This is a genomic window from Myxococcus sp. AB056 (assembly GCF_006547365.1).
GTDB classification, from domain to species: Bacteria; Myxococcota; Myxococcia; order Myxococcales; family Myxococcaceae; genus Myxococcus; species Myxococcus virescens.
This window is the reverse complement of record NZ_VHLB01000002.1, coordinates 150,498-163,684: the sequence shown is the minus strand read 5'-3', so window position 1 is coordinate 163,684 and position 13,187 is coordinate 150,498. Positions and strand designations below refer to the sequence as shown.

The 13,187-nt window shown below is 69.5% G+C and carries 11 protein-coding genes; 6 read left to right on the top strand and 5 right to left on the bottom strand.

Features of this window, described 5'->3' with window-relative positions; genetic code table 11:
* Position 1 precedes the first annotated feature (1 nt).
* From FMP39_RS01785 to FMP39_RS01775, 3 genes are read right to left on the bottom strand one after another with little or no spacing between them, the layout of a single operon-like run.
* A complete protein-coding gene (locus tag FMP39_RS01785) occupies positions 2 to 2,098 on the bottom strand; it encodes a mucoidy inhibitor MuiA family protein (protein ID WP_141588299.1) in 2,097 nt (698 codons plus the stop codon).
* 36 nt (positions 2,099 to 2,134) lie between these two features.
* A complete protein-coding gene (locus tag FMP39_RS01780) occupies positions 2,135 to 2,671 on the bottom strand; it encodes a metal-dependent hydrolase (protein ID WP_090485344.1) in 537 nt (178 codons plus the stop codon).
* Between the two features lie 37 nt (positions 2,672 to 2,708).
* Complete coding sequence (locus tag FMP39_RS01775) at positions 2,709 to 2,942, bottom strand: hypothetical protein (RefSeq protein WP_090485340.1); 234 nt, start codon at positions 2,940 to 2,942, stop codon at positions 2,709 to 2,711.
* 101 nt (positions 2,943 to 3,043) lie between these two features.
* Between FMP39_RS01775 and FMP39_RS01770 the strand changes: the two genes are divergently transcribed.
* On the top strand, positions 3,044 to 3,592 hold the full coding sequence (locus FMP39_RS01770; RefSeq protein WP_141588298.1) for a MarR family winged helix-turn-helix transcriptional regulator: 549 nt from the start codon (positions 3,044 to 3,046) through the stop codon (positions 3,590 to 3,592).
* Between the two features lie 62 nt (positions 3,593 to 3,654).
* Here the strand turns inward: FMP39_RS01770 and FMP39_RS01765 are convergent, their stop codons facing one another.
* Positions 3,655 to 4,707: a heparin lyase I family protein gene (locus tag FMP39_RS01765; RefSeq protein ID WP_141588297.1), complete on the bottom strand. Its 1,053-nt coding sequence runs from the start codon at positions 4,705 to 4,707 to the stop codon at positions 3,655 to 3,657.
* A 452-nt stretch (positions 4,708 to 5,159) separates the two neighbouring features.
* Between FMP39_RS01765 and FMP39_RS01760 the strand changes: the two genes are divergently transcribed.
* Positions 5,160 to 7,904, top strand: a complete 2,745-nt coding sequence (locus tag FMP39_RS01760) for a CHAT domain-containing protein (RefSeq protein ID WP_141588296.1) — start codon at positions 5,160 to 5,162, stop codon at positions 7,902 to 7,904.
* Between the two features lie 27 nt (positions 7,905 to 7,931).
* Here FMP39_RS01760 and FMP39_RS01755 read toward each other — a convergent pair whose 3' ends face one another.
* Positions 7,932 to 8,939: a cupin-like domain-containing protein gene (locus FMP39_RS01755; RefSeq protein ID WP_141588295.1), complete on the bottom strand. Its 1,008-nt coding sequence runs from the start codon at positions 8,937 to 8,939 to the stop codon at positions 7,932 to 7,934.
* Between the two features lie 140 nt (positions 8,940 to 9,079).
* Between FMP39_RS01755 and FMP39_RS01750 the strand changes: the two genes are divergently transcribed.
* The 4 genes from FMP39_RS01750 (at position 9,080) to FMP39_RS01735 (ending at position 13,185) form a co-directional block, all read left to right on the top strand.
* Positions 9,080 to 9,265 carry a hypothetical protein gene (locus FMP39_RS01750; protein WP_141588294.1) on the top strand — a complete coding sequence of 62 codons (186 nt, stop codon included), beginning with the start codon at positions 9,080 to 9,082 and terminating at the stop codon, positions 9,263 to 9,265.
* Between the two features lie 135 nt (positions 9,266 to 9,400).
* On the top strand, positions 9,401 to 9,961 hold the full coding sequence (locus tag FMP39_RS01745) for an RNA polymerase sigma factor (protein WP_090485326.1): 561 nt from the start codon (positions 9,401 to 9,403) through the stop codon (positions 9,959 to 9,961).
* Positions 9,958 to 11,361 carry a zf-HC2 domain-containing protein gene (locus tag FMP39_RS38530; RefSeq protein WP_141588293.1) on the top strand — a complete coding sequence of 468 codons (1,404 nt, stop codon included), beginning with the start codon at positions 9,958 to 9,960 and terminating at the stop codon, positions 11,359 to 11,361. Before FMP39_RS01745 ends, FMP39_RS38530 begins: the two co-directional genes overlap by 4 nt.
* Before the next feature lie 180 nt (positions 11,362 to 11,541).
* On the top strand, positions 11,542 to 13,185 hold the full coding sequence (locus tag FMP39_RS01735) for an acyl-CoA synthetase (protein WP_194858193.1): 1,644 nt from the start codon (positions 11,542 to 11,544) through the stop codon (positions 13,183 to 13,185).
* The last annotated feature ends 2 nt before the right edge of the window (positions 13,186 to 13,187 follow it).

The window sequence follows — 13,187 nt, the reverse complement described above, 5'->3', positions numbered from 1 at the left end:
ACTACTTCTGGTACAGACGCCAGCCCTTGGGGCGGCTCATGGTGTATTGGAAGGTGACGGTGGACTTGCTGGACGGGGGCACCGTCACGTTCCACTGGAGCTTCCCCGTTCCCGTGTCGGGCTGAACGGAGGGCACGGCGCGGACCAGCGCCACCTCCACCTTGCCGTCGGTGTTGAGCGGGAGTTGGTCCATCACGCTCACCGCCAGCGGGAAGGGATAGGGATTGGGAACCTCGATGGTGACTTCGTAGGTACCCACCTCTTCCTTGGAGATGAAGCCCTTCTCCGCCTCGACGAGCCGCACATTGCGGGCACTGCGCACCGCGCGGTCGATGCCCAGCGGCAGGGTGAAGGTGCCGCCGGGGACGAGCGTCTCCAACGTCGCGGAGCCGGCCGGGTCGGTCCCCACGAAGAGCGACGCGTCTCCGCCGGGAAGCACGGTCCGGGCGGCGCCTTTGAGTGTCGCGACGAGGTATGCGTTTGGCGAGAGCGCGGGGAACACCTGTCGCTCCACCTGCACGGGCCAGGATTCGGAGACCAGGGGCAGGCTGCGTTCACCCTTGCCGCTGAGAAGCGTCTCCCGATGCTGCGAGGTGAAGGTGAGGTTGTAGCCCCCCGCGACGGCGACGGGCGACTCCGGGGCGAATGTGGGGGGCCGCCAGGCAGGCGGTGGGCTCAGTCCCACGTCCTGCGGGATGGGGTCCCTGTGGGCGAAGTTCACGTCAATATTGACGCCCGCCATGGAGGAGCCGACGTCGATGATGGGCCCGCGGCCATTGATTCCGATTGTTTCGCGCAGGGCATCGGAAAGCAGCTCCACGTTGACGCGGATCGTACGGGCCGGACGGAGTTGGATGTGGCTGCGGGCATAGGGCTTGTTCGCCTCTCGTTCGAACCGCAAGGTGTAGAGGTCCGCGGGAATCCCGGGGATGAGGTACTCACCCTTGGCGTTGGTCACTGTCACGTAGTCCCCCTCGGCCGAGGGGGACGTCGCGATGACGACCACGTCTGAAAGCGGCTTTCGGGACTGCGCGTCGATGACGGTGCCCAGGATGGTGCCTCGGCCCTTTTCCCGAGGAGGCTCGGGGGCTTGGGGCTGCGTGGGCGCGGGGGGCTCCCCGGTCTGCGCTCCAGCCAGGAATAGCAACTGCGCACGCAGTGCTTGGTCGGCCGAGGCCGTGACCTTGGGCTGGCTGTCCGGAGCGGCCTGCGCGGGCCGAATGGACTCTTGATGGGGATGGGGCGTGGGAATGAAGCGCTCCCGGACGCCCAGCTTCCAGGTGCTGAGCTTCGGCATCGCGGTGGCATTGGAGGGCAGGGCGGTGCTGAGCGTGAGCCGCGCGCCCTCCCAATCCTCACCCGTCTCCTGACTGACGCGGCCGTAGAAGGCCATCTGCATCCGTTGCGACTCAGGCTGGAGCTGCAACTCATATCGGGGATACCAGCGGGCCCCGGTGGTGAGATACGTCAACGTCACCTTCGTGGCGCCTTTGCCCGTGAGCGTTGCGCCCACCTCGACACCCGGTTCGCCAAACGTCTTGCCCAACGTCGAGGCGCGCTCCTTGTGCTGCTGCTGTTCTTTCTTGAGCGTCTCGGATTGTGCCTCCAGCTCTCGCATCCGAGTGTCGAGCCGCGCGATGTTGTCAACGAGGAAGGCCGCGGCGGTGCTCCAACTGGAGGGGGGCGTCTGCGCCCGTGCCGCCTCGCCGTCACCCGGCACCGTGGGACGAATACGCCGGAGCGCTTCAATCTGCGCGTGAAGAACATTGCGCTCAGCGGCGATGCGCGCGAGCACGACGTCGACGTCTTCCAACCTCGCGATGAGCTTTCGGGCTTCGTCGTGAGAGAAGGCCTCCCCCTTCACGGTGCGCACGTCGACGTGGGACACCTCCGCGCCGACGGCTTCGACGCGGATGGAGTCCGTATCCACGTTCTTGGGCAGCCGGGGAAACGTCACCCGCCGCGAGCCGGACACCGTGAGGCTGCCGGAGCGAACCACTTGCGCCTGGTCACTGTAGACAGTGACTGAAGTGACGGGGGCTTCGATCGACGCCCCCAGCACGCCCACTGCCATCAACCCGAGTCCGAGGATGAGCATGCGTCCATGCTGGCGACGGACGCATGGACAATCACGTCATGGTTCCCGCACGAAATCCTCACGGAGGAACCGGCGCCGGAGCGTGCGCGTGACCTCCGCGTCCCACCGGGCGGAGAACACCTCCACGAAGGTGCGTCGGAATCGCAGCGCGCACGCCAGACACAGCAGCGTGGTGGCCAGCCCGATGACCGCGTTCTGCCAGGAGGCGAGGTTCCACTGCCCCTCCCAGAACCACTCCCGCATGCTCGTGGGCCAGTAGTAGTAGATGGGCCAGCCCGGGCCGCTGCCCGCGAGGTCGCAGAGCAGGTGCAGGTGAAAGGTGAACAGGGACAGGGCCGCCACCCGCAGCCGTTGCCGCGCCAGCGCCGCGCAGGCCACCGCCGTGACGATGGCACCCACGTAGCCATGGAAGATGACGTGGTGATAGCGGAAGTAATACGCCTCGCCCGCGAGCAGCGTGAGTCCATCCAGGTCCGGCGCCAGTCCCGCGCAGGTGACGAGGATGCGGTCCCTGCGCTCCTTCAGACCCTGCGCCGCGAGCCAGGCCAGCTCGGCATGGACAATGGGATTCATGCCCGCAGCCTATGCCGCTGCCCGGCCTCACTTCACCTCACCCGACCACGGGCGCGCGCCGGGGCGTGCCGAGCAGCTCCAACGTGCGCATCGCCACGTCCACCAGGGAGGAGGCACACGGGTGGCAGCCTCCACCGCAGCAGCCCGGCCAGTCACCCTCCGGATCGCGAAGGAGGGGATACACGCAACCCCGCAGCGAGTCCGGCAAGCCGACCTCCTCGCACGCGCGGCGCAGGGCCGTCTGCACGGCCGCGTCCTTCACATCCAGCACGGCCTGTTCATAACGCCCGGGCCAGCAGGCGCCAGCCCACGGTGCGGAGCGCGCCCTTTCTGATTGCCTAAAATCATTAGGAGCCTTACGAGGCCTGTGCCGTGCCTACTCGACCTCCCACTTCCCCGACGCCCGCGGCGATGCCGCGCTACGAGCGGCTCCAGCGCCTGGCGCTGCGCTTCCCCGAGCTCGACGCCAGCGCCATCGAGACGTGCATCACGTTGCTGCGGGCCTCGCACGACTTGTCGGGGGCCTATGAGGCGCACCTGGGCCGTCACGGGCTGTCGATGGGTCGCTTCATGGTGCTGGTCCGACTGCTCACCACTGAGGACGACGACGTGGAGCGCGTGAGTGGGCTCACGCCCGCGGACCTCGCGGAGAGCTCTGGCGTCAGCCGGGCCACGATGACGGGGCTGCTGGACACGTTGGAGAAGGATGCCCTCATCTCCCGCGAGGACCATCCGGAGGACCGCCGCATGTACACGGTGCGCCTCACGCCCAAGGCTCGGCAACTCATCGAGAGCGTGTTGCCGGACCACTACCGGCGGATTGCCGCGCTGATGGCGCCCTTGAGTGAAGAGGAGCGCACCACGCTGCGGACGTTGCTGGCCAAGGTCACCTCAGGGCTCCCCCTGCTCAAGGAGCCCTGACTCGCGACCTTGCCGCGCGGGGCCTGCCGTATCACCGACACGCCCCGCGATGCCGAGGCCGCTCAGCGCTTCGCGTGGGCGCGAGCCTGTGCTGGCTTGCGGCGGCGGGCGAACAGCGCGGCGAAGGAGAGCAGGCCTACCGCGGCGGTGATGGGCACACCCGCCGTTCCGCCGCCGGAGGCATTGCAGCCCCGCGACCCGTCGGCGCCCAGCGGACTCTCCCCGGAGAGGATGTCCTCGGGGGTGGTGACGCCCCAGCGGGTCTGCGGCTGCGTGTCGGGCGTCCGGACGATGGGCACGTCGGGGAGCTCCTCGGACGGCGCGTCCTCACCTGGCTGCTCCGGCGCGGGAGTGGTGGGCTCGGGCTCCGGTGCGGGGGGCTCGGGGGCCGGCTCCGGCGTCGTCGGCGGCGGCATGACCTCCTCCAGCGTCGAGGCCATGGTGAAACCGTCATGGTACACGCTGGCTTCGGGGCGGATGGCGTCGTCGCGGTACAGGCCCAGCTTCAGGTAGTTCATCTCCTTGCCGAACTGCGTCGCGACGTAGGTCTTCGGCACGACGACCTCGTTGTTGTGCCAGAGCTGGACGAAGCCCGTCTTCGCGTTGGGCGACCACTTCACCTGCAACACGAAGTCGCTCCAGTCACCGCGCTTGAGCGGGGCCGTCCACAGCACCTTGCCCTTCGCGCCGCCCACGCGCATGTGCATCGCTTCGCCGCGCACGTAGAACTCCAGCGGCGGTGAGCCGCAGCAGCCCTCCTGGTGCCACTGCGCGAAGACCTGCCAGCTGTCATCGAGCGGGTAGTTGGTGGGGAAGAGGGTGCTCCACTTGTAGTACCAGGTGGAGTCCGTCTTCTCCTGGCTGATGTAGAGCAGTTCATTGCGGTTGCCGCTGGCGTTGATGGGGTCATCGCCCTGGCGCACCGTGGCCTTCAGCGCATAGCGGCCCTCGCGGACCACATCCGTCACCACCTGGAGACGGCTGTTGGAGACGCTCTGACTGCGCGTCCACTGCGAGGTATTGCCCGTCTCGAAGTCGCCTTTCCACGCCACGTCCGCGGAGGCGAACGAGGGAATCAGAGACACCAGGGCGGCGAGTCGAAGCAGCTGCGTCAAGCGAGGTCCTTTCGTTCCAGGTTGGCGCAGTGGGACACTCAGGCGGACGTGCTACTTCCCGCTCGTGCCCTCTCGTAGAACCCTCGGGCGGACGTGGCTCCGCCGCCTCACGCGGAGGGCTGCCTGACGGGCGGGCCCCTGGCGTCATGCTGGCTTTTTCCTCCGCGGAGACAGTGATTCCGGAGGGATGCGGGGAGGACCTGCACTCAAGGTTTTCGGCGCAAGCCGTCTCCAGGTCAGGCCGCCTGGTTCACGGCCTGACCACCTGGCGAATCGTGGGCGGGCAGTCGGGGAGGTGGGTTGGAAAAAGCGGGAGAAATGCCGCGGGTGGCGATGAGCCAGGCGTCTGTTTCTGGCTGCCCAGCCTCCTCCAGAAGTCGGTGGGGAACGGTGGATGGTGTACAACGCGGTAGTTGGGCGACTGCTTGGGGGATGGCGCCCGAGGGGGCAGTATGTTGAAGCCGGCGTACGACAAAGTCCTGGTCCTGGCGCTGGCCACGCCCGTCTTGGTGTTGACCGTCCTTCTTGCCCGCACGCCCTCCAAGGGAAGCGGGGCACCTGTCTCCGCGCAGTTCTGGGCGGAGCGCCGCTCCGCGTCACGCATCGAGGCCCGGCTCACGCACCCCGAAGCGGACCGCTACCGGCCACGCATATCGGCGGGCGGCTGCCCCGTCGCTCCCGAACCCATCCCGCTGCGAGACCTCGCCCGGCTGGAGGAGGCGGGCGACCTGTCCGGTATCGCCTCCGCGTATGCCCTTCAGGGCGAGTGGAACCAGGCGGCCTCGTTCCTGGAGCGCATGCCCGCCTCTCCGGACCGCGACAGTGATTTGGCGGCGGTGTACCTCGCCCGCGGCTCACATGAGCAGGCCTTGCGGTTGCTGGACGGCGTGCTGAAGGCGCAGCCGAAGCATGCGCAGGCCATGTGGAACCGCGCGCTGGTGCTCCAGGCCATGGGGCTCACGATGAAGGCGGCGGACACCTTCGAACAGGTGGCGCTGATGGGGGAGCCGGGCTGGAGCCGCGAGGCGAAGGCCAACGCTCGCGAGCAACGCGACGCCACGATGGAGCGCGCCCGCCGGTGGAAGGAAGCGCGCGAAGCCACGCTGGCGCTGATGGATGACCCTCAGGCACCTCTTCCGCTGGAGGCGGCCCGCAAGGACCCGGGCATCGTCCGGCAGGCCTTCTATGAAGTGGTCCGCGCGGCGCCGTCGAAGGAGCGCGTCCTGGCCCTGCTGCCCCTGGCGCAGGAGCTGGACCGCGGCCACGGCGGCTCCGCGCTGGCGGACTACGTCAAGCGGGTGAGCGGCCGGAACTTCACGCGCCGCGGCGCGCTGTCGCGTGAGTACGCGTCGCTGGTGCGCGGCAAGCTGAACCGGCCGGACAAGTTGCTGGAGCGGGTGCTGGCGTCGGGAGAGGACGACCTCTTCCTGGGCACGGCCCAGCACACGCGGGCCACGCGCCGCATGTTTTCGCAGGTGGTGGAGCGGGCGAAGCGCCAGAACGACCCCTGGTTCAACCTCTACATCGAGCGTGAAGAGGCCATCCGCGAGACGGCCGAGGGCCAGTGGTGGAAGGCCGAGCAGCGCATCTTCAACGCGCTCCAGCGCTGCCGCGAGGGCGGCCTGTCCGCGCGCTGCGTGGACCTGGAGCTGCGCTTGGGCATCCTCTACGCCGACCTCCAGCGCCTCACCGAGGGCGAGCAGCATGCCCGCGCCGCCTGGGCCTGGGCGCGCCAGCTCCGGGAATGGGACATGGAGTTCACCGCCCTGGAGGCGCTGGCCGCCATCACCCGCTCACGTGGGGACTTCGCCAGCTCGCGTGCCTATGTGGAGGAGTGGTCCGCCCGCGGGCACGTCAACTGCGTCTGGCCCCGGGAGAACCTGGCCCACACGTACTACCTGGACAACCGCATGGACGACGCGCGCCGCGAGGTGGACGCGAACGCCGCCTGCAAGAACGAGCCGCTGAGCCTGCTGTTCGCCGTCAACCTCGCGGAGCTGTCGCGCACCCGGCCGAAGCCTGGGGACGAGGCGTTGCTGCGGCAGGCCCTCACGTGGGCCGACCACAGCAACCCCATGCCCAGCGACGCGGTGTATGCCCGTTACGTGGAGGGCCGCTTCCTGCTGGATTCCGACAGAGCCCGGGGGCTGGCGCTGCTGCGGCAGACCATCACCGAGGCGGAGGCGTTGCCTCGGGGAGATTCACTGGCGCGCGAGGCCTGGGCGCTGAGCTATTCGTCGCTCGTCACGGACGCGGGCAAGGCGGGCGAGTACACCCAGGCGTTGGAGTTGATGGCCGCGCAGCTTGGCACGCCCGTGCCCCAGCGCTGCGCCCTGGCGGCGGCGGTGCATGGCGAGCGCACGGTGCTGGTGGCGCGCGGGACGCAAGGCCAGGTGTTGGGCCACTACGAGACGGACCGGCAGGGGCCATTCATCCGCGCGGACACCTCGCGGCTGGTGCCGGATCGGCTGCGTGAGGTGTTGCGTGGCTGCGAGCGCGTGGACGTGCTCGCCTGGCCGCCCGTCTTCGGCCGCACGGACCTGTTGCCGCCGGAGGTGCCCTGGAGCTTCCGGCTTGGCCGCACGGCCCAGCCGCGCACCACGCCCACGGCCCGGCGGCTCGTCGTCTCCAGCGTGGATGCGCCCGCGCTGCTCCAACTGCCGCGGCTGCCGCAGTGGTTGCCCTCGCAGGAGCCGGAGGCGGTGCCGCTGCAGGTGCTGTCCGGCTCGGACGCCACGCCCGCGCGCGTGCTGGCGGACATGCGGGACGCCACCGAAATCGAAATCCACGCCCACGGCATCATGGACCCGGCGCTCTCGGATGCGTCGCTGGTGGTGCTGTCCCCGGAGACGAGCGGCCGCTACGCGCTCACCGCGGACGTGGTGCGGCAGCAGACGCTCACGGGGGCGCCCATGGTGTTCCTGGCGGCGTGCAGCGCCGGACGCGCGGCGAGCACCACCACCAGCCACGAGCCCTTCAGCCTGCCCGCGGCCTTCATCGACGCGGGCGCGCGGGCGGTGCTGGCCTCCACGGTGGACATCCCGGATGCCGCCGGCCGCTTCTTCGATGGGGTCCGGCGCCGCATTCGCGAAGGGGCCGCGCCGGCGGTGGCGCTGCGGGACGAGCGTCAGCGCTGGCTGGAGCGGGACAGCCGTGCCGGGTGGACCCGGCACGTCATCCTCGTGGAGTCATATTGAGCGCAGGCGGCCACGCGGTGCGGCCGTCTACTGCGGAGTCCTCAGGTGCGTGTTGCCTCCCGGGAGCTGGAAATGATGGAACGTGACAGTGGCGCTCACGTCCAGTGCGCGCACCCAGTGCCACCACCCCACGGGCAGGAAGAGCAGCTCGCCCGGCTCCACCACGCCCTCCAGGACGGTGGCCTCGCCGTAGAGCGGGAAGCGCGCCGCGTCCGGGCTCGCCGCGTCCACGGAGCTGAAGGTGCCATGGCGCGGGTAGACGAGGTGGCGCTGGAAGGACGGCACCAGCCGCACGTGCTTGCGGCCCATCACCTGGCCCAGCAGCACGTTCATGTTGTCATGGTGGAGCGGGGTGACGGTGCCCGGCGGTCCCAGCAGCAGCGTCGTCATGTCGGGACGCAGCTCGGGGTCGATGATGCCGGCGGGCGCGCGGATGTCCTCGCGCAGCCGGGCCAATCCGTCGCGCTTCCAGTTCTCGTTGCGCGGCACCATGTAGAAGTCATTCGTCTCGCCGCCCGTCTCCACCCGCTGGATGTAGTCGCGCAGCTTCACCACCTGGCGGTGTTTGTCGGGCTGCGAGGCATGGTCCGGGTTGGCGTCGCGCCCGGACATGATTTCCACCTCCGCGTCCCCGAAGCGCTCCCGGAAGTCCGCGAGCGACCAGCGGCGCATCGCCGGCCAGTCCTCCATGAAGCCTTGCAGCACCACCGGCCGGTGACCGAAGTAGTAGCGGGTGAAGAACTCCTCCGGGCTCACCCCTCGGCGCTTCTCCAGCGTCACCGCGCCGGACTGGCGGTGCAGCTCCGCGTAGAGGTCCGCCAGCGCCTCCAGCCACTCGTAGCGCCGGCCAATCCGCCGCGCCGCCACCACGTAGGGGTGCGCCTGTGCCGCGGCGATTTCCCGCTGCGCCAGCGAAGCCTCCACGCCCGCATCCACGAGCACCCGCTGCGCGTCCTCCGCGCTCACGCCCAGGGCGAGGTTCTCCGCCAGCCAGGTGTGCCACTCCAATGCCAGGCGCGAATCTTCCCTGCTCATTCAGAACTCCGTGAATTCCATGTCGCGAGTTGCCCCGTCAGATGCGCGGGGTTGGCGCGTGTCATGATAAGAACTGTACGTGTTGCCGTATCATCCATGTCTAGCTTTCAAACCATCCCCATCGCGAGGTGCGAGCGCTCATGACGCCCGTCGAAACCCTTATGGCCGGTAGCTTGGATTCCGAGTCCGGTGAAGCCCATGTCAAGAACACCTACGTCAACTGCGACACGGCCAGTGTCGCCCCGCGCAAGCGGCTCCCGCTGCCGTCGCCGGCGGTTCCTCCCCTGGTCGGGCCGGAGCATCCGAACGCCAGCCAGGTCCGCTGATCTCCAGGCCCGGGCAGGGTTTTTCACCCTCCCGGGCATTTTTCTGTCCCGGTCCTTCTTTTTTTCTTCTCAAGGATTGGACCGCTGCGCGTCTTTGACTGGGTAACGCGCAGGCGCGCATGTGAGTGGGGCTGCATGTCCAACCTCTTCAACCGGGACCGGAGGCGCTTCGAAGCGTTCATCCGTCAGCATCGGCCCAGCCTTCTGGGGCTGGCCCGCCGGTTGTGTGCCCGCTCCAGCCTGGAGCCGGAGGACCTCGTCCAGGAGACCTTCGAGCGGGCGATGCCGGAGTTCGAGCATCTGAAGGACCGGACGGACTCCGCGGCGGCTGCGTGGCTGTGTACGACGATGACGAACCGCTTCCTGGACTACTGCCGCCGCCAGCGGACGGAGTCCCGGGGGATGCCGCACCTGGCGCTGGTCCAGGATTTGGCGGTGTCACCAGAGGAGACCCAGGAGAACTGGGCGCTGGTGAGCACCGACGCCTTCCAGAAGGCCATCGAGCGGCTGAAGCCGCACCTGCGTGATGCCTACCGCCTGCATGCGGAGGGCAAGCGCTACAACGCCATCGCCGAGCATTTCAATGTTCCCGTGGGCACCGTGGGCAGCTGGCTCACCCTGGCCCGTAGGGATTTGAAGGAACTGCTGCTGCCCCAGGTGGCGGTAGCCCGGGAGCAGGGGGCCACGAGCTCATGACGACGCCATGCACCAATCTGCACCTCTTCGTGGACGGAGAGCTGTCCGCTCCCGACGCGGAGGTCTTCCGCCAGCACCTGGGGCGCTGCCCTGAATGCGAGGCGGGGCTGAGGGAGCTGCTTCAGTTGGAGCTGCTGGCCTCCCGCGCCCTGGGGGGGAGCGCCAGCGTCGCCGAGCCGCCGCCCGCGAAGGTGACGCCGCTGCGGCCGTGGATGCAGCGGATGTCCCGCACGGTGGTGCCAGTGGCGTTGGCGGCGGGGTTGGCGGCGGTGGGCGTGTTCCGTCTCCAGACGCAGCCGGAGGCCCCCACCGACGTGTGGCTGGCGGGCGCGGACGTGCGGACCTTGGAGGCGCGGCTCAGCCACCCGATGGCGGACCGCTTCCGGCCCTACGAGCCGATGCGCGGCACGTCCGGCGCCGCGAACCCGCTGCCGCTGCGTCCCCTGGCGGAGCTGGAGGAGCAGCAGGACTTCCGGGGCATCGCCGCCGCCTATGCGCTGCGCGGGGACTGGCAGCAGGCGGAGTCCTTCCTGGCGCGGGCACCGGCCTCGGCGGACCGGGACAATGACCGCGCGGTGGTGGCCCTCAGCGGCCAGCGGTGGGAGGAAGCGCTGAACCTGCTCGGCGGCGCGCTGCGCCAGGAGCCGCGGCATGCGCAGGCGCTGTGGAACCGGGGGCTGGCGCTGCGGGGACTGGGCCTGCTGAAGCAGGCGGAGGCGTCGTTCCGCGACGTCGCGTCGCTGCCGGGCCAGGCGGCGGGCTGGCAGGTGGCCGCGGAGAAGCGTGCGGACGAGATGCGTGCGCTGCGTGACGCGGAGGCCGCGCGGTGGCAGCGCCAGGTGCGGGAGACGTGGACGCAGCTCACCGAGAAGACGGCGGATGCGGCGTACCTGGTGCGGCAGCAGCCCGCGGTGACGCGAGCGGCCCTCTATGAAGCGGTGCGTACGGCCACTTCGGCGAACGCGGTGGCCTCCCTGTTGCCGTTCGCCTCGGCGTTGGATGGGCTGGGTGAAGGCACGGTGCTCCAGGACTACGTCCGGGATGTGGCCTCCCGCGACTTCAAGGTGCGTGCGCCGCTGGCGGAGGACTATGCGCGGCTGGTGAAGGGGGCGCTGGTTCCGGGGCTGCTGGAGCGACTGCGCGCCTCCCAGGAGACGGACCTGTACGTCGGTGCGCTGCTCCACACGGGCGAGGCCGTCCGGGATGCGGAGTCGCTCAAGGCCCTGCAGCGCTACGCTCATGGCTCCAGGGACCCGTGGCTCAACCTGCTGGCCGAGCGTGAGCGGGCCCGGAGCGAGGAGGCGTCCGGCCGCGCGGCCAACGCCGAGCACCTGCTGCTGGCCACGCTCCGCACGTGTGGTGCGTACAACACGCTCTTCCCGTGCGCTGAAATCAACTGAGCGCTCGCTTCGGATGACGTCGCGCGGAGGCCGGCCTGTGACAGGGCCGGCCTCTTGCTTTTGTGGGCTTCGTGCAGGCGCGTGTCCGGGACCGGGCGAACGCGGGACTCGTGAAGGACGTCCCTGGCGTGTCGTGGCAGGCTCTGGCGGTTGGTTTCTTCCGCCCAGGAGTCGGCCACCATGCCCCTGTCACCCCCTCGGAACATGAAGGACTACGAGGCCACCCGCCGGGACTTTCGCTGGGAGCGGCCCGAGCACTTCAACTTCGCGGCCGACGTCATCGACCGGCACGCCGCCGAGCGCCCGGAGGCGCTGGCCCTGCTGTGGTCCGACGAAGCCGGGCAGGAGCGGCGCTTCACGTGGCAGGACTTGCGGCGGCGCTCGCTGCACGCGGCCCGCTTCCTGACGGAGCAGGGGCTTCGCCGGGGGGACCGGGTCTTCATCATGATGCCGCGCGTGCCGGAGTGGTGGTTCCTGGTGCTGGGCTGCATTCGCGCGGGCATCGTCTTCATGCCGGGCACGCCCATGCTCACGCCGAAGGACATTCGTTACCGGTTGGAGGTGGCGGAGGCCCAGGCGGTGATTGCGGACGTGAGTTGCCTGGAGCGCTTCGACGGCCTGGTGGGGACGGCGGGCAAGGTCCGCACCTGGGTGTCGGTGGGCGAGGGCGCGCCGTCGCCGTGGGGGCGCTACGTGTCCGGCGTCGCGGATGCGGATGCGGACGCGGGCGCGGCCTTCGAGCCCACGCGCGCGGATGCGCCGCTGCTCATCTACTTCACGTCCGGCACCACGGGCATGCCGAAGATGGTGCTGCACACGCAGGCCAGCTACGGGCAGGGGCACGTGATTACCGGCCGCTACTGGCTGGACCTGACGCCGGAGGACCGGCACCTGACGCTCAGCGACACCGGCTGGGCCAAGTGCGCGTGGGGCAAGCTCTTCGGCCCGTGGAGCCAGGGCGCGTGCAACGTCGTCTATGACTTCCGTGGCCGCTTCGAGCCCGCGAAGCTGCTGAAGGTGCTGGAGACGCAGAAGGTCACCACCTTCTGCGCGCCGCCCACCGCGTGGCGGGCGCTGGTGCTCCAGGACTTGAAGGACTTCGACCTGTCCTCGCTGCGGCACACGGTGAGCGCGGGCGAGCCGCTCAATCCGGAAGTCATCGACACGTGGAAGGACGCCACCGGGCTGCACATCCATGAGGGCTACGGGCAGACGGAGACGGTGATGATTGTGGGCATGTTCCCCTCCATGGCGCCGCGCGTGGGTTCCATGGGCAAGCCGTCCCCGGGCTTCACGGTGAGCGTCATCGACGACCAGGGCCAGGAGGTGGGGGACGGGCAGGAGGGAGACATCGCGGTGCGGGTGGTGCCCGAGCGGCCCGTGGGGTTGTTCCAGGGCTATCTCGGGGATGACGCGGCCAACGCGGCGTGCCGGCGTGGTGACTGGTACGTGACGGGAGACCGGGCCGTGCGCGACGCGGACGGCTACTTCTGGTTCGTGGGGCGCGCGGATGACGTCATCAAGACGTCGGGCTACCGCGTGGGGCCCTTCGAGGTGGAGTCCGCGCTGCTGGAGCACGACGCGGTGGCGGAGTCGGCCGTCATCGGTGTGCCGGACGAGAAGATTGGCCAGCGGGTGAAGGCCTTCGTGGTGCTGGCGCCGGGGCATACGGCCTCCCCGGCGCTCGCGCAGGCGTTGCAGGAGCACGTGAAGCGGACGACGGCGCCCTACAAGTACCCGCGCGAAATCGAGTTCGTCACCGAGCTGCCCAAGACGGTGAGCGGGAAGATTCGCCGCGCGGAGCTGCGCACCCCGCGGACGTAGCG